At 36.5% G+C, this 16,630-nt stretch carries 15 protein-coding genes; all 15 read right to left on the minus strand.

The window, feature by feature from the left end:
* Positions 1-169: 169 nt before the first annotated feature.
* Entirely contained in the window at positions 170-2,128 is a 1,959-nt protein-coding gene (gene ftsH / locus HF881_RS06760; RefSeq protein WP_169446875.1) for an ATP-dependent zinc metalloprotease FtsH, read from the minus strand.
* 15 nt (positions 2,129-2,143) lie between these two features.
* Positions 2,144-2,686 carry a hypoxanthine phosphoribosyltransferase gene (gene hpt / locus HF881_RS06765; protein ID WP_093586328.1) on the minus strand — a complete coding sequence of 181 codons (543 nt, stop codon included), beginning with the start codon at positions 2,684-2,686 and terminating at the stop codon, positions 2,144-2,146.
* A gap of 4 nt (positions 2,687-2,690) precedes the next feature.
* The gene (tilS, locus tag HF881_RS06770) at positions 2,691-3,968 is read right to left on the minus strand and encodes a tRNA lysidine(34) synthetase TilS (protein ID WP_169446876.1); all 1,278 of its coding nucleotides are present in this window, start codon (positions 3,966-3,968) and stop codon (positions 2,691-2,693) included.
* Complete coding sequence (locus HF881_RS06775; RefSeq protein WP_169446877.1) at positions 3,965-5,236, minus strand: serine hydrolase; 1,272 nt, start codon at positions 5,234-5,236, stop codon at positions 3,965-3,967. The genes tilS and HF881_RS06775 overlap by 4 nt, the downstream gene beginning before the upstream one ends.
* Complete coding sequence (locus HF881_RS10600) at positions 5,229-5,351, minus strand: SP_0009 family protein (protein ID WP_000429345.1); 123 nt, start codon at positions 5,349-5,351, stop codon at positions 5,229-5,231. Before HF881_RS10600 ends, HF881_RS06775 begins: the two co-directional genes overlap by 8 nt.
* A 4-nt stretch (positions 5,352-5,355) precedes the next feature.
* The gene (locus HF881_RS06780) at positions 5,356-5,724 is read right to left on the minus strand and encodes a septum formation initiator family protein (RefSeq protein WP_169446878.1); all 369 of its coding nucleotides are present in this window, start codon (positions 5,722-5,724) and stop codon (positions 5,356-5,358) included.
* Entirely contained in the window at positions 5,717-5,983 is a 267-nt protein-coding gene (locus HF881_RS06785) for an RNA-binding S4 domain-containing protein (protein WP_001234973.1), read from the minus strand. Before HF881_RS06785 ends, HF881_RS06780 begins: the two co-directional genes overlap by 8 nt.
* 57 nt (positions 5,984-6,040) lie before the next feature.
* Entirely contained in the window at positions 6,041-9,544 is a 3,504-nt protein-coding gene (gene mfd, locus HF881_RS06790) for a transcription-repair coupling factor (protein WP_169446879.1), read from the minus strand.
* Positions 9,545-10,114 carry an aminoacyl-tRNA hydrolase gene (gene pth, locus HF881_RS06795; protein WP_061453864.1) on the minus strand — a complete coding sequence of 190 codons (570 nt, stop codon included), beginning with the start codon at positions 10,112-10,114 and terminating at the stop codon, positions 9,545-9,547.
* A 72-nt stretch (positions 10,115-10,186) separates the two neighbouring features.
* On the minus strand, positions 10,187-11,302 hold the full coding sequence (gene ychF, locus HF881_RS06800) for a redox-regulated ATPase YchF (RefSeq protein ID WP_001218700.1): 1,116 nt from the start codon (positions 11,300-11,302) through the stop codon (positions 10,187-10,189).
* 84 nt (positions 11,303-11,386) lie between these two features.
* Positions 11,387-11,581, minus strand: a complete 195-nt coding sequence (locus HF881_RS06805) for a DUF951 family protein (protein ID WP_000285183.1) — start codon at positions 11,579-11,581, stop codon at positions 11,387-11,389.
* A gap of 64 nt (positions 11,582-11,645) precedes the next feature.
* Positions 11,646-12,782 carry a DNA polymerase III subunit beta gene (gene dnaN / locus HF881_RS06810; RefSeq protein WP_169446880.1) on the minus strand — a complete coding sequence of 379 codons (1,137 nt, stop codon included), beginning with the start codon at positions 12,780-12,782 and terminating at the stop codon, positions 11,646-11,648.
* Positions 12,783-12,941: 159 nt separating this feature from the next.
* The gene (gene dnaA / locus HF881_RS06815; RefSeq protein ID WP_169446881.1) at positions 12,942-14,303 is read right to left on the minus strand and encodes a chromosomal replication initiator protein DnaA; all 1,362 of its coding nucleotides are present in this window, start codon (positions 14,301-14,303) and stop codon (positions 12,942-12,944) included.
* A gap of 222 nt (positions 14,304-14,525) precedes the next feature.
* A complete protein-coding gene (locus HF881_RS06820; RefSeq protein ID WP_169446882.1) occupies positions 14,526-15,284 on the minus strand; it encodes a ParB/RepB/Spo0J family partition protein in 759 nt (252 codons plus the stop codon).
* Positions 15,285-15,341: 57 nt separating this feature from the next.
* On the minus strand, positions 15,342-16,532 hold the full coding sequence (locus HF881_RS06825) for a trypsin-like peptidase domain-containing protein (protein ID WP_169446883.1): 1,191 nt from the start codon (positions 16,530-16,532) through the stop codon (positions 15,342-15,344).
* Positions 16,533-16,630 lie beyond the last annotated feature (98 nt).

The following is a 16,630-nucleotide window of genomic DNA, read 5'->3' on the forward strand; positions in this document are numbered from 1 at the left end:
CACTTGTTTACAATCCCTTTACTTTCTTCGTATAATTCTTTTAGATTCATAGACCTCTCCTTTCTGCATTTAGTTTAGCAGAAAGAACCTAGTCTTTGATCTTCTTCTCCTCTTCTGTATTTCTCGTTCCCTCAACGGCACACAAAAAGAGAGGCACGGCCTCTCTAGGTTATTTTTCTTCACTCATTTTTGATTTTACTTCATCATAAGATAGGGCATGAGATTCCTCTTCTATAGTCTCAGGCATTTTTCCTGTTTCGTAAAGAGACTTAATCTGTGTACTATCCAATGTTTCGTATTTCAACAATGCTTCTGCAATCAGTTTGTGGGTTTCACGATTTGATTGAATAATTTCAGCTGCTTTGTTTCGTGCTTCATTTAATAATGAACGTACTTCCTCATCAATCTCAAAGGCTGTTTGCTCTGAAATTGATTTTTGAGGACTTTGTGCACCAAACATAGCATGATTACCCTCGTATTGAACTGGACCTAGTTTTTCACTCATACCGTATTCAGTGACCATTGCACGCGCCATCTGTGTAGCTTGTTCAAAGTCATTTGAAGCTCCTGTCGTTTGGACATTAAAGATAATTTCCTCAGCTACACGACCACCCATCAAACCTGCCAATTGCTCTTTCATGTCTTCTTTAGATAGAAGCATTTGATCCTCTTTAGGAAGTGCAATCATGTAACCACCTGCACGTCCACGTGGTACAATGGTAACTTTATGAACAACACGGGCATTTGACAAGACTAAACCAACAATGGTATGTCCAGCCTCATGATAAGCAACCAATTCGCGTTCTCTTTGTGATACTGTTTTATCTTTTTTAGATGGTCCAGCAATCACTCTGTCCTCTGCCTCATCAATATCTGAAGCATCAATGACTGACTTGTTGCGACGAGCTGCAACCAAGGCTGCCTCGTTTAGAACATTTTCTAAGTCAGCTCCCACAAAGCCTGGGGTTTGTTGGGCAACTAATTTCAAATCAACATCGTCTGCTAAAGGTTTGTTTTTAGCGTGAACTTTCAAGATTGCTTCACGACCTTTAACATCAGGACGACCAACCAAGACTTTTCTATCAAAACGTCCCGGGCGTAGTAGAGCAGGGTCAAGGACATCTGAACGGTTTGTCGCAGCGATAACAATAATTCCTTCATTTCCCTCAAAACCATCCATCTCAATCAAAAGTTGGTTCAAGGTTTGTTCACGTTCATCATTTCCTCCACCGAGACCGACACCACGTTGGCGACCAACAGCATCAATTTCATCGATAAAGATAATGGCTGGTGCTGCTTTTTTTGCATCCTCAAAAAGAGAACGAACTCGACTTGCACCTACTCCGACAAACATTTCTACAAAGTCCGATCCTGAGATGCTAAAGAATGGAACGCCTGCTTCTCCGGCAACCGCCTTAGCAAGCAAAGTCTTACCTGTTCCCGGAGGTCCCTCTAAAAGAACACCTGCAGGAATACGCGCGCCAAGTTTGGTAAATCTTTTTGGATCTTTTAGGAATTCAACAACTTCGACTAATTCTTGTTTTTCTTCCTCGGCACCTGCAACATCTGAGAAACGTACCTTGATATCTTCTTTGTTAGCAGCTTTGGCCTTGCTACGTCCAAAACTCATTGGATTTCTACTATTATTTCCTCCCATATTTCCCATCATAGAGAATAGGAAGAAGAAGAGAATAGCAAATGGCACAACAGAGACAAGGATATTGATCCACATACCGCTTGAACTCTCATGTTTAACTGTTACCTCAGCCTGATGTTCAGAAGCAAGTTTTTGCAATTCTGAAACTGTTGAATCCGACGGAAGAATGGTACTTGAGAATCTTTCTACTTTTGTGGCAGTAGGAGTGAAAAATTGAATCCCTGTTTCTTCTTTACTAGTCTTAGGATTTTTATAAACACCAGACACTTCAATGATGCTACCATTTGGCTGATAGGTTAATTCTTTTACATTGTCTGCTGTAATTTCTTTTACCAATTCTGTATAGTTAATTTTTTCGCTTCGTCCAGCAGTATTTCCAGAGTAAAAATACTGGAATCCTGTCACTAGGAAGAAGATAATTAACAAGTATAGAAATGGGTTTCTAACTAAACCATTATTTTGTTTTTTCATTAAAGATAGATCTTTCTAATTTGAATAAACTTCTTCTTTCAATACTCCGACATAAGGAAGGTTACGATAATTTTCTTTATAATCTAGACCATAACCTACTACAAACTCATTTGGAATAGTAAAGCAAGTATAATCCGCTTCAATTTCAACAACACGTCCCTCTGGTTTGTCCAACAAAGTCGCGATTTTAACAGAAGCCACTTCTCTTGCAATAAACATATCTTTCAAATTCTTCAAAGTTTGACCTGTATCGATGATATCTTCTACAAATAGAATATGTCTTCCCTTGATATCCTGAGTTACGTCTTGCTTGATATTGATCACGCCACTACTTGCAGTTCCACCATGGTAGCTAGATACCATCATGAAGTCCATCTCAATATGCGTATCAATATGTTTGATCAATTCAGCCATAAAAGGAATTGATCCTTTCAAAATTCCAACAAGAATTGGATTTTTCCCCTCATATTCTTTTGTTAGTTGCGCACCTAGCTTTTTAGCTGCTTCTGTAATTTCATCATGTGAAACGAGGATTTTTTCAATATCGTGTTCTAACATCTTTTTACCTATCTATTTTTTCTATATAAAGTACAGTGTTCATTATATCATTTTTCGTGTTTTTACTCAAATCACTGGTCGCAATTCCTAAAATTGAGACAATTTCTCCAAATTGCTCAATAATAGGGGTCGTTTTTCGTTTTTCAATAGGGATTTTCAAATCTATAAATAAACGTCTCAGTTTCTTTCGGTGACCATTCAGGATAAGAACATCGCCAGGTTTTCGACATCTAATATATACAGGTGTTTCCCGTGAAACCATTATTTTTTGAACAGCGTCCCCTTCAATAGGGATGCCAAAGGAAAATAAATAACCCTTATATCGAACTTGATTTTGATAGTGTAACACAAGTTCATCTTTCTTTTCATCAGACTGTGGACTGATTTTGCAAACTCGAAAATTCTGATACTCTTTTATTAGTTCATAACCATTTTTCAGTGGGTGACGATACTGACTTTTAGTTGCTAAAATCTGTTGAACTTCTGCAAACTGAGCTTTCGTAAGATTTAAGTCAGGGAATTGATTGAGATAGTTCTGCAGTAAAACCCCTTGAGTTTGTTGTGAGAATGAAAAAAACTCATTCAAATCTTCCACATCAATCTGTTCAGAGAGCTCTGTTATGGCTACTTGGTAATCTGAAATTTCCTTTCCTAAATCTAAAAGAGCGGATTTAAGACGAGGATTTTCTTTTTCAAGCTCTGGTAAATACCTATTTCGAATACGATTTCGAAAATAGGCATTCTCACGATTTGATTGATCTTCAAAATGAACAATTGGTGGAAAATACTTTTTATGAAAATGCAACAAGGGGCGGATGATTTCGATATCATCAACTACTTGGCTTTCTTTTATTCCTGTTAAATGACGTAGCCGACTTCCTCGAATTAAGCGCATCAAAATCGTTTCAACCTGATCATCTGCATGGTGGGCAGTGACCAAGGCTGTCGCTCCAACCTCTTTCATGATTTTCCTAAAAAAATCATAACGAAACTCCCGAGCACGCGCTTCTGAAAAGTCTCCTGAAAAACTTGTGACATAAATAGGAAGTCCAGCTACATCAGCTAACTTCCTTAGTTCATTTTCCTCCCAATCTGACTCCCTTCTCTGCTTGTGATTGACATGTGCTACAATCAGCTCAATTTCTAACTCTTTTTGATAGGTGGACAGTAGATGGAATAAAAACATCGAATCCAGTCCGCCAGACAGAGCTAATACGATTTTAGAATGTTTTTTGAAATACTCTTTTCTGAGAAAATGATTTAAAAAATCCTGCTCCCTCATTTTAGAACCTCATAGACATCCTTAGCTATCTTAGCAATGGTGTCATAATCAGAATTTTTAGTGAAAATAGAGAGAACGAAAGGTGAGTCTGTAAATACAATGGCAGTATCGTGTTTAAACTCGTCAGCATCTCCGATTTTGTGAGCTACCTTAACCGAAACACCTTTCGCAATTCGTTGGTTATCAAAATTCGTTTTGCCTAGAGACTCTAAAACAAAACCATTCTGATTATAAATAGCCTCCATGACTTTTCCAGCCATTTTTGAAGAAGTTAATTTATCATTCACATCCCAATCTTCACCCATAATGGTGGACATTTTTTCTTTAAAAGCCCCGTCAGATTGATTGGTCACATAATAACCTAAAATATTATGAGCAACATTGTCAGACTCCTTTGTTACCTTGGTAATTAATTGTTGGAGACTGTAGTCTTTGTTGTCTCCTGTTTTAGGTAAACTACCACTACCTTCTGGTTTATAGGATCCAGGGAAATTATTCACTTCTGGGACATACTTGAAACTACTGTCCAGCGTATAGTCACCTTGATTTATCTTATCTTGAGCATAATAAAGGTAGGCTAGTTTCAAGATGCTAGCTGCATAGAGTTTGCTGTCTTCATTCACCCCAGCCTCTTTGCCTGTACTCAGCTGTTTAACATAAATAGAATAATTTTCATTCTGATAGTTGTTTGATAAAACTTCTTGAACCCTCTGGATGCGATTGTCCTCTTCTGAGATGAACTCTTTTGATACCCACCCAACTTGATCAATATGAAGAAATTCTTGTCCCTCAGCAAAGAGAGCTCTATCCACCGTTACAAGTTGATAGGGAGAGAGGGAGGAAGAAATTTCTTTCGCATCATAAGGGCTGTTATAGATAACAAACCCCGGTTCCAACCATACTTGTCTACTTTGAGTTTGAACATGACTTCGATCATAGACCAAACGCTTATCTGCAAGGATAAACTGATGATTGTCTAATTTAAAAACAGGAACACCTTGTCTATTCAAACGCCACTCTACGATTTTAAAGGCGGTTTCAGGAGTTAATTTACCAGACTCCTTGACAAGGTCCTCATTAGCATAGACAGCTGTTTCTCCATATACCATTGGGGATTTCAGAGTTTCTTTATAGTAGAATCCATAGTCAGACTCAGTTAGATAATAAATTTCTTGTGAAGAGTAAGGAAGCTGTTTTTCTGTGCTAACTACTCTTGAAGTTATGATAAAAACAGATAGTAGTGATAACACTACTAAGAACTTACGCATTCTTCCCTTCCCTTTCTTCTTGTAATCGTAATAAATGATTTTTAGTTGCTAGTTCCTCTAGTTTTTCATCTGATAAACTTAAAAACTGCTCAACAACTTCTAATAAATTTTCCATGATATTACCTCGGAAGCAAATCAGGAATTGTGTAAATCGCTTCTCGTTTCTTTGAGTAATAGTACTTGGCGCGTGCATATTTTGCCACATAGTCTTCGTCTTTCAACTTTGTAGCAAAAGCGGATTCCTTATCCTTTTCATCACTGAGAGTTTGGTATTGCTCTTTCAACTCTGTCAATTGCTGACGACGTTGCAGTAACTGATTATAGCTTTGGGCCAGATTATAGGTTGGTAAAATAAACAATAAAATCATCAAAATCAGAACCCAACCCATAAAGCGATTCCTCTTTTGTCTTTCCTTCATCAGGTAACGACGACGTTGGTGTTCATTTTGAATAAAAGGATTGTTCATCTGTACAATATTTTTAGACATTTTCTTCTACCCGTGTTTCACTGATAATTTCATACATGCCTGCTGCATCTTCTTTTTTTGTACTATCTTTCATCTCCAGTACTTTTACAAGCAACAACTTATTTCCAAAGCGAATTTCAACTTGGTCATCAACTTTCAAATCCGTTGAACTTTTGGCCAAGATTCCATTTACCTTGATTCTACCTTTATCTGCTACTTCTTTTGCGACTGTACGACGCTTGATAATTCTTGATACTTTTAAATACTTGTCTAATCTCATTTTTATTACCTCAAATTATTATTGTACCATTTTTATCCCTTTTATAGAAGAAAAACGTCAAATAGAATTAGCTTCCTTTGATTCTTTTATCTCTAGCAAACTTTCTCCAAAAATAAGCAGACCTTCTAAAATTTCATAATCCTTCTTGTTTCGGACATCAAATACGACTTCCATCAATCCTCTATTCTCCGCTATAGCTGCTTTTAAGTTCGTTGCAGATAGGGCTTTAAAGTAATCTTGAGCCAAAAACAATCGTTGAGTGATTTTTTCAAATTGAACTGTAATCCTATTCTCTTTTCTTTCCACACGTTCAACAAAAACCTTATCCAAGTATGATTTTACCAAACCAATCTCTAAAAGATAGGCCACCACATCTGGATACTCCCCAAAACGGTCCATCAACTCTTCCTGTAATTCTTCATAGTTGACACGACTGTCAATCTGACGAATTTTCTTGTAAATTTCAATCTTATGTCGTTGGTCAGAAATATAAGTATCAGGAAGATAGGCATCGATTTGCAAAATTAACTCGGCATTTCCTTTAGTTCTTGTGTTCTCATTGCCATTGCGTTTAGCAATAGCTTCTTCTAGTAACTGAGAATACAATTCAAAACCAACAGAATCAATGAAGCCTGATTGAGATTTTCCTAAGAGGTTTCCTGCTCCACGAATTGAAAGATCTCGCATAGCAATCTTAAATCCAGATCCCAATTCTGTAAATCCTTTAATAGCTTCTAATCTCTTTTCAGAGACTTCACTGATTGATTTTTCTGGACGATACATAAGATAGGCATAGGCAATGCGATTGCTCCGACCAACTCTCCCTCTTAACTGATACAAGGTTGACAATCCCATATGGTCTGCATTTTCAATAAACAGGGTGTTAGCGTTTGGAATGTCAACGCCTGTTTCAATTATGGTAGTTGTCACCAAAATATCATACTGACCTTCAATAAAGTCCAATAAAGTATTTTCTAACTGAATTTCACTCATTTGTCCGTGAACATATCCAATCGAAGCTTCTGGAATCAACTCTTGTAATTCTGAAACCTTCCGATCAATAGTGTCAACTTTATTGTAAAGATAGTAAACTTGACCACCACGCTCCATTTCACGCAAGACAGCATCACGAATCACACTATCATTCTTTTCCAAAACATAGGTTTGCACTGGATAACGATTGGTCGGAGGGGTTTCAATAACAGACAAATCTCGGATTCCCAACATAGACATATGGAGAGTACGAGGTATTGGAGTAGCTGTCAAGGTTAGGACATCCACTTGTTTCTTCATTTCTTTCAATGTTTCCTTATGCTTGACACCAAATCGTTGCTCTTCATCAATAATCATCAAGCCTAAGTCTGAAAACACAACATCTTTAGACAAAACACGATGTGTTCCAATCAAAATATCGACTTGACCATTCTTTAATTTTTCAAGTGTCTCCGCCTGCTCTTTTTTACTTCTAAAGCGACTCAACACATCAATATTAACAGCAAAATTTTGGAATCTTTCCTTAAAATTGGTATAGTGTTGTTGAGCTAAAACCGTCGTCGGAACTAGAACGACAACTTGTTTATGATCATTGACCGCCTTAAAGGCTGCACGCATTGCAACTTCAGTCTTCCCAAAACCAACATCTCCAACCAGAAGTCGATCCATGGGATGGGAATCCTGCATATCTCTCTTGATTTCCTCAATACTGCGAAGTTGATCATCCGTTTCAACATAAGGAAAAGCATCATCAAAAGCATGTTGCTCATCATCATCAGCTGAGAAAGCAAATCCCTTTAACTGACTACGCTCAGAATAAAGTTTGATTAAATCGTCAGCTATATCCTCTACCTGGTTCTTAACTTTTTGCTTGGCCTTTTTGAAATGACCATCATTTAATTTATTAAGTTTTGGCGCTTTACCATCACTTGAAACATATTTGGACAGTAACTGAATCTGCTCAACTGGGATGGAGATTTGATCCCCATTTTGATATTGAACACTGACATAATCACGGTGAATCCCTTTGATTTCAATTGTTTCAATGCCTAGATATTGACCAATTCCATGAATGTGGTGAACAACATAGTCCCCTTTTTCAAGTTCATTATAATCTTTTAATCGCTCTGCATTTGACGCATGTTGTCTTCTAAAACGACGTTTTAATTTTTTTTGAAAAATCTCATGTTCAGTAATCAAGAGAATTTTTTCATCTACAAAATGAAAACCATGTCTTAGATTACCCTCAATCAAGTTTACAGATTCTTTACAGATACTTAACTTATCTCTGGAATCCAGTTTAATCTGATATTCCTCTAAAACATCCTCCAATGTTTTACTTCCCATTGAATTGCTAGACTGCAGAACAATAGTGTAGTCCATTTTTTTATATCGCTCAATTTCTTCTTTAAGAAAAGAAAATTGATTGAAAAACTCCTGCATAGGATATTGATTAAATTGATAAATGTGATCAAACTTGAGATTTCCTAATCCTTTTTGGAGATTGGAGAAAAAGGTAACTGGACTTTGTTTTTTATAGGTTTGCTCTGTATCTGCAAAATACTGCATATCAGAAAATGCTTTACCACTCTGTAAATCTTCTGTAAAGTATTGCGCTAATTCTCTTTCAAAGACTTCATACTGATTCATCAATTTTTGGTAATCATCAAAGAATACTGGTGTATCTTTTTCAACATAATCAAATATAGTCCATGTTTTATCGTAACATAAAGATAAAAACTTTCGACTATCTGAATGTACCTGTCTTTGATGAAAACTTGACAAAATCTCTTCCAAGTATGATTTTAAAATTGGTGATATGGTCTTTGAAATTTGCTTTTCTAAAGCTGACTGACCTCGTATATAGTCCCTTTCTCTTAAAAGTATATCACTAGCTGGAAAGATAGTGAGTTCTGTTTGATTTTCTTTTGATAATTGTGTCTCTACTTCAAAAGTCCGAATTCCATCTACTTCATCACCAAAAAACTCGATTCGGAAAGGTTCTAACTGAGACATCTCAAAAATATCTAAAATATCCCCTCGAATACTAAACTCACCTTGAGTTTGTACTTGCGTAACTTTGCAATAGCCTATTTCCTTTAATTTGTGAAGAAGGCCATGTTGGTCATATTCTTCACCAACTGAGATTTTTACAATACTATCTTTGAATATATTGGGAGAAGGTAGAATCAATCGACTTGCTGCGATATTACAAACTAAAATCCCTTTCTTAGATGAATCAGTTAAAAAACGCAAGGCTTCAACCCGCGAAATGATTTTTTCTTGTGAAGACACCAAAAACTCTACCATAGGAGAGTCATCCACCAAAAATGGATAGACAAATTCCTCTCCTAAGATAGAAAGAAGATCACTGATAATTCGTTCTGCTTCTCCATAAGTAGATGTCAATAACACAATCTTTTTTTCTTTTTTTAGACTACTTGCAATTGCAAGAGCTTTGGTAGAAGTTGACAGACCTAGCATTAGTTGCCTTTTCTTATCTGTCAGATTTTGATGCCATTTTTTTATCTGATCATTTTCTGAGAATAAATCTAATAAAGTCACCATTTAGCCGTTATACCTCTGCATTGTTTTCTCAAAGTTTTTCTCTTGTAAATAGTAGTTTACAGCATCGTCAACCTTGTCAATAGACTGTAAAATACCTACATAGTCATCCTGATCAAACTTACTTAAAACATGGTGAACCACTGACATACCTTTTTTAGGTCTGCCAATACCTATTTTAACACGGTTAAAGACCTGAGTACCTATATGTTGAATAATTGACTTGATCCCATTATGACCACCTGCTGATCCCTTTGCTCTTAAACGAATTTTCCCAACTTCCATGTCAAGGTCGTCGTAAATAACGAGTAAATCTTCAATATCCAAACCATAGTAAGTCAATAAAGCATGAACTGCTTTTCCACTTTCATTCATAAAAGTCGTTGGTTTGACAAGATAAATTTTTTCGCCATTAAGAAAAAAAGATGCTAGGTCAGCTTGAAATATCTTATCGTGTGTAAAAGTGACATTTTGTTTTTTAGCTAATTGGTCAATCAACATAAAACCAACATTGTGCTTGGTTTCAAAATATTTATCCCCTGGATTTCCTAATCCAACAAGTAATTTAGTCATTTATTTTCCTTTCAAAAGCCAAAAGGGTTGGAATTTTTTTCCAACCTAATTGACACTATTTGTTAAATGTTATTAGACATTAAAGCGGAATTCCATGATATCGCCATCTTGAACGATGTATTCTTTTCCTTCTTCACGCAAGCGCCCAGCTTCTTTTACAGCCTTTTCAGATCCGTATTTCACTAGATCCTCATATGACATGGTCACTGCACGGATAAATCCTTTTTCGAAGTCAGAGTGGATTATACCAGCAGCTTGAGGAGCTTTCATTCCACGTTTAAAGGTCCAAGCACGGACTTCTTTTTCACCAGCTGTAAAGTAAGTTCCAAGTCCAAGCAAGTGGTAGGCCGCTCGAGTCAATTTATCAACTCCTGATTCTGTCAAGCCAAGTGCTTCAAGAAACTCTTGCTTATCTTCATCATCTAACTCAGAAATTTCTTCCTCAGCACGCGCGGAAATAACGACTACTTCAGCATTCTCTGTCGCTGCAAATTCACGAATTTGTTTGACATAGTCGATAGAGTCTGGATCTGAAACGACATCTTCATCCACATTAGCAACATAAAGAACTGGTTTAGTGGTCAAAAGGAAGAGACCTTTGACTACTTTTTGTTCCTCATCTGTGAATTCAATGGTCCGAGCTGATTTTCCATCTTCAAGGACTGGTTTAATCTTTTGAAGAACATTAAATTCTGCTACTGATTCCTTATCCTTTTGGGTTCTTGCCATTTTTTCCACACGCGCATAGCGTTTATTAACTGATTCTAAGTCAGCAAGAATCAACTCTAGGTTAATAGTATCAATATCTGCAAGTGGATCCACAAAGGCGTCTTCACGTCCTTGCTCGCGCATAACATTTTCATCATCAAATGCACGAACTACGTGAACAATCGCATCTACTTCACGGATGTTGGCCAAGAATTTATTTCCTAAACCTTCTCCTTTTGATGCTCCTTTTACAATCCCTGCAATATCTGTAAATTCAAAGGTTGTTGGAACTGTCTTTTTAGGAGTAATCATTTCTGTTAGTTTTTGTAGGCGTTCATCTGGAACTTCCACCATCCCAACGTTTGGATCAATAGTCGCAAATGGGTAGTTTGCCGCCTCTGCTCCTGCTTTTGTAATTGCATTAAAAAGGGTTGATTTTCCAACGTTTGGCAAACCAACGATACCTGCTGTTAAAGCCATAGTTTCTCATTCTCCGTTCTCATTTCAATCCCTAACATTATAACACAAAAAGGGAAAACTTGCTAACTCTCTAACTAAGGGTTCTTAGTCAATAATCTTATTCATTTTTCGTTCAAAATCATGGCGACTCATCATGACAAGGTGGTCACAATTACTGCATTTGATTTTGATATCTGCCCCTACACGTGTAATTTCCCAACGATTGGCTTTTTTACCAGTTGATTTGATGGTGCAAGCATGTGGTTTTTTCATCTCAACAAAATTTCCAACTTGATACATACTACTCTCCTTTTCTTTTTTGATTATATCATAAAAGAGGCGAGCTAGGCTCAACCTCTTTCACTTAATTTGTACGAACTGGTGTGATGAGCTGCATGAAGTCTTCGTCAGTATCTGCTGGCACAAGAGTGAATGGACGAACAGCTGAGATAAAGCTAATGGTCACTTTTTCGCTATTTAAAGCCTTGAGGGAATCAATCAAGTAAGTCGGGTTGAAACTAATGGTCAAATCATCCCCAGTCACCTGATCAGTATCGATTTCTTCGTTTACTTTACCAACCTCAGGAGAATGAACATGGGCGCTAACAACACCACCTTTAATTTCAAGCTTCACAGTACCATTTTGAGTCGCACTTGATAAGAGACGTGCGCGTTCCATTGATTGACGCAAATTAACAACATCAAAAGTAATTGTAGTGTTAAAGTCAGTTGGAATCAAACGATCTGTATCAGGATAGTTTCCTTCTAAGAGACGAGTGTAGAAGCTAATATTTTCACTTCTAAAGAGGATTTGATTATTGGCAAAGAAAATCTCCACTGTTTCAATATCATCCGTAAAAACAGCTGAAAATTCGCGTAGAGAGCGACTAGGAATCACTACATCAAAATCATCACCATTTTTTTCAAGAGTCAATTTTTTCTGGCTAAGGCGATGAGAATCTGTCGCAACTGTTTTTAGTTCTTTATTTTGGCTCAATACGAAGTGGACACCTGTTAAGATTGGACGACTTTCTTGCGTACTTGCAGCAAAAGCTGTCTCATTGATAATTTTCTTGAGTAGTTTGGTTTCAAGAACCAAAGGTGTGCTTGCTGAAATTTCTTGAATACGTGGGTACTGTTCGCTATCTTTTCCTTTTAGGGTAATTTCTGATTTGCCACTTGTTAAGACAATTTGTTTTTGTTCAATCTCTTTGAAATCAAGCGTTACATCTGGAAGACTGGATACAACATTGATAAAGAAAGAGGCTTCAAGAAGAATCGAACCTAAGGAAGTAATCAAAAGACCAGCATCTTCATTCTTTTGAGAAATGAAATTTTCAATGGAGATTTGACCATTTGATCCAATTAAAGTAATGCCTTCATTGGTAACATCAATTTTAATTGTTGATAAAATTGGAATAGCATTTTTGGAGCTAATTGCTCGTTTTGTGGTATTTAAGGCTTGTAGAAATAAATTTTTATTGATTGAAAAATGAATCATGGATTCTCCTTTATTTATTTTTTAGTATTAGAAGGATAATAGAAATAATAGAGTGTGTGAATTCTGTGGAAAACTGATTTCTATTTAGTGACTTCAAGCTTCTTAGCTTGTTTAAAAAATGTGGATAAAAAAGATAGAAAAACGAAAGTTATCCACAAACTACTTAATTTTCTTTTTGATTGCTTCAACTTCTAAGCGTAAATTATCATCTTCGTCAATCAAGGATTTAATTTTAGCATGGGCATGAATCACGGTGGTGTGATCCTTTCCTCCGAATTCTTTTCCGATTTTTGGAAGACTATTATCTGTCAGTTCTCTAGCTAGATACATAGCAACCTGACGCGCCAAAACGATGTTTTGAACTCGTCTCGTACCCTTCATTTCTTTGACACTCACTCCATAAAAATTACCTACTTCAGTTTGAATTTTGTCAATTGGAATGACTAGCAGTTGGCTAACATCTTGTTTACGTGCTCTGATAGCCTCGGCAGCAATATCAATAGTGATGTCTTTAATCTTCTTTACTCTGGCAATTAAAGTGATATCGTTAATTGCTCCTTCCAATTCTCGAACATTTGAATCAAATTGGCCAGCCAGATATTCTAGGGTATCACTCTGGAAATGGTAGTTTAAATGTTCCGTTTTACTTTGAAGAATGGCGATACGTGTCTCAAAGTCAGGAGGGGTGATATTTTGAGTCAATCCCCAGCTAAAGCGCGTGACAAGTCTTTCTTCAAGTCCTTCTAAATGTTTAGGACTTCGGTCACTAGTCAGAACGATTTGTTTTTGATTGCTATGAAGAGCGTTGAAAGTATTGAAAAATTCTTCTTGAGTTGCAACCTTTTTGCCACTGAGAGATTGGATATCATCAATCAGTAAGAGATCAAGGCTTCGGTAAGTTTTTTTAAATTTTTCCATTTCCCCGAGCCTCAGATGCTCAAGAAAGTCGTTGATAAAACTTTCAGCAGGAATATACTTAACACGAGCTTCAGGAATATTTTTTAGAATTTCATTTCCGATAGCATTCAGTAAGTGGGTTTTCCCTAGTCCAGGACCACCATAAATGAAAAGGGGATTATAAGTCAATGCGAGGTCTTCGGAAACAGCCAGAGCAGCAGACTTAGCCCAGATATTCCCATCTCCTTGAATAAAGTTATCAAAGGTATATTTTTCCTTCAATCCTGTTTCAGAATATGGAATAGCAAGATTGGCCTGTGAAGCAACATAATGATTGCTATTTTCAGAATCCATGACATAGGTTGAAGATTCTTCCTCAGGCTTTGTTAAGACAAATTGAGTTTTTATTTCAGTATCATAAACTTCAAAACCAGCAGCCACAATGATATCTTTGAGTTGTTTTTTCCAAACCATTTCCATTTCAGGTCTAGGTAAAAAGATAGTAGCTACATTTCCCTCCACTTTTATGAGTTCAGCAGGTGTGGCGTAGAAATCGTACATAGAACGTGTCAATCTTTCTTGAGCCAATTCCAAGATTTGATTCCAAAATTGTTTTTCTTTCACCAATTATCCCCTCCTTTGCTATATCTGATGTAAAAAGGTTTACTGTTAGACTTATTTTACCATAGATGCTAGCATTTTTCCACAATCTGTGGAAAAGAATCCACAATGTTTATATTTTTTATCCACAGGTTGGGGATAAGTGAGGAATTCTTTGAATTCCTTGGTTTTTTGTTATAAAAAATAGTGGATAAATTTGTGAGTTGAAAAAATAAAAGAACAGCCTTATTTCAGGCTGTTGATAATTCTGTCATATTCTTCTTGGCTTGAAAAAGAAATAATAACCTTTCCAGTATCTTTTTTAGAAAGTTTAATTTCTACATTTAATCCAAGTAGTTTTTTTAATTTATCTTCCTCATCTTTGATGAAAGAATCATTTTTTTTCTGCTTCTTTTGTTTTTTCTCTGTCAGCAGTGTTTCTAACTTTCTCACAGAGATGTCTTCATTTTTAATTAGTTGAAAAAAATAGTCTTGTTGCTCTTTATCCAAACCAACTAGTGAACGTGCATGAGCTTGAGAAATTTTTCCATTTTCTACTTCAGATAAGATGTGCTCTGGTAGGGAAAGCAAACGAATAAAATTAGTGATATAAGGACGAGATTTTCCCATTTTATCCGCTATCTCAGTGTGAGTAAATCCTTTTTCTACCAAAGATTCGTAGGCGCGTGCCTCTTCAACCGGATTCAAGTTTTCTCTCTGTAAATTCTCAATGATAGACTGAATCATCATTTCCTGATCTGAGAGGTGTTTCACAACGGCTGGAATAGAAGTCAGACCAGCCAAGAGAGAAGCCCGATATCGTCTCTCTCCTGCAAGGATTTCATAACCAATTACAGGAGATTGACGAACGATGATGGGTTGGATGACCCCATTTTCTTTGATTGACTCAGTCAATTCCCTTAGTTTATCTGCATTAAATTCTTTTCGAGGTTGATAGGGATTTTTTTGTATTTCCGAGATAGAAATCATTTCAAATTTTTCCATGATTCTACACTAACATATCTTTTATTATATGTAAAGTTTTCTTTACACTGATGTCAATTAAGATTCTAAATCACTTGTACTTTTATCTAGTTTAACAGTTGTAGTCTCCTCTTTCCCATTTCGATAGTAGGTGATTTTAATGGTGTCTCCGATAGAATGGTTGTAAAGAGCACTCTGTAAATCTGTTGACGAAGAAATATCCTTGTCGTCAACTTTGGTAATAACGTCGTATTTTTCAAGGTGACCAGATGCAGGCATATTACTTTGAACAGATTTTACCACTACACCAGAAGTTACGCTACTTGGAATATTGAGTTTTCTAAGATCACTAGCTCCGATATTAGCTAAATTAACCATTTGAATTCCAAGAGCAGGGCGAGTCACTTTACCGTCACTTTCAAGCTGTTTAATAATATTTTGAGCATCATTTGATGGGATTGCAAAACCAAGACCTTCGACAGAGGTTCCACCATTACTTGCAATTTTACTTGATGTAATCCCGATAACTTGGCCTTGAATGTTTATAAGTGGACCACCAGAGTTACCAGGGTTAATGGCAGTATCTGTCTGAATAGCTTTTGTAGAAATGGTTTGACCATCTTGAGATTTTAGAGAGACATTTCGATTGAGACTTGAAATGATTCCTTGGGTAACTGTATTGGCATATTCGGATCCTAGAGGACTACCAATTGCGATTGCAGTCTCACCAACATTTAGTTTGCTAGAATCTCCAAATTCTGCTACGGTTGTGACTTTTTCTGAAGAAATTTTTACGACAGCAATATCAGAGAACGTATCAGAACCGACAATTTCACCAGGAACTTTTGTACCGTCTGCTAAACGGATATCAACTTTTGAAGCTCCTTTAATAACGTGGGTATTTGTCACAAGATAGGCATCTTTCCCATTCTTTTTGTAAATAACACCGGAACCTTCACTTGCTACTTGCTGAGAGTCGGTATCCGTATCTGTCTCGTCATTTCCAAAAACACTATTTTGCCGATTTGCTGAATAAGTGATGACCGATACAACGGCATCTTTTACCTTGTTAACGGCCTGAGTTGTTGCATTTTCATTTTTGTAGGAAGTCTGAGTAACAGTGTTTGTAGTGTTATTTGCGGCTTGACTTACTTGTTTTTGATAAAGTTGCAGTGTCACAAAACTTCCCAGGGTACCACTCAAAAATCCTATCAGAATGATGATAAGAAAGGCAACTCCTTTTTTGTAAAATTTTTGTAAGTGTTTCATAAACGCCTCCGTTTGTTTTTTTATTTGATTAAAGTATAAATCTATTAACTTAATTCAAGCTTAAAGGTAGAAGTTTTACACAAGTTGTGGATAACTTA

Origin of the sequence: Streptococcus sp. WB01_FAA12 (genome assembly GCF_012843315.1) — a bacterium.
Classification (GTDB): domain Bacteria; phylum Bacillota; class Bacilli; order Lactobacillales; family Streptococcaceae; genus Streptococcus.

What these genes read in the sequence shown, in the direction of transcription:
- mfd (WP_169446879.1), bottom strand. Translation starts at nt 9,544, where the DNA reads ATGGTGACTTTATTAGATTTATTCTCAGAAAATGATCAGATAAAAAAA.
- pth (WP_061453864.1), bottom strand. Translation starts at nt 10,114, where the DNA reads ATGACTAAATTACTTGTTGGATTAGGAAATCCAGGGGATAAATATTTT.
- ftsH (WP_169446875.1), bottom strand. Translation starts at nt 2,128, where the DNA reads ATGAAAAAACAAAATAATGGTTTAGTTAGAAACCCATTTCTATACTTG.
- dnaN (WP_169446880.1), bottom strand. Translation starts at nt 12,782, where the DNA reads ATGATTCATTTTTCAATCAATAAAAATTTATTTCTACAAGCCTTAAAT.
- ychF (WP_001218700.1), bottom strand. Translation starts at nt 11,302, where the DNA reads ATGGCTTTAACAGCAGGTATCGTTGGTTTGCCAAACGTTGGAAAATCA.
- HF881_RS06775 (WP_169446877.1), bottom strand. Translation starts at nt 5,236, where the DNA reads ATGCGTAAGTTCTTAGTAGTGTTATCACTACTATCTGTTTTTATCATA.
- HF881_RS06820 (WP_169446882.1), bottom strand. Translation starts at nt 15,284, where the DNA reads ATGGAAAAATTTGAAATGATTTCTATCTCGGAAATACAAAAAAATCCC.
- HF881_RS06785 (WP_001234973.1), bottom strand. Translation starts at nt 5,983, where the DNA reads ATGAGATTAGACAAGTATTTAAAAGTATCAAGAATTATCAAGCGTCGT.
- HF881_RS10600 (WP_000429345.1), bottom strand. Translation starts at nt 5,351, where the DNA reads ATGGAAAATTTATTAGAAGTTGTTGAGCAGTTTTTAAGTTTATCAGAT.
- HF881_RS06805 (WP_000285183.1), bottom strand. Translation starts at nt 11,581, where the DNA reads ATGTATCAAGTTGGAAATTTTGTTGAGATGAAAAAACCACATGCTTGC.
- hpt (WP_093586328.1), bottom strand. Translation starts at nt 2,686, where the DNA reads ATGTTAGAACACGATATTGAAAAAATCCTCGTTTCACATGATGAAATT.
- HF881_RS06780 (WP_169446878.1), bottom strand. Translation starts at nt 5,724, where the DNA reads ATGTCTAAAAATATTGTACAGATGAACAATCCTTTTATTCAAAATGAA.
- HF881_RS06825 (WP_169446883.1), bottom strand. Translation starts at nt 16,532, where the DNA reads ATGAAACACTTACAAAAATTTTACAAAAAAGGAGTTGCCTTTCTTATC.
- tilS (WP_169446876.1), bottom strand. Translation starts at nt 3,968, where the DNA reads ATGAGGGAGCAGGATTTTTTAAATCATTTTCTCAGAAAAGAGTATTTC.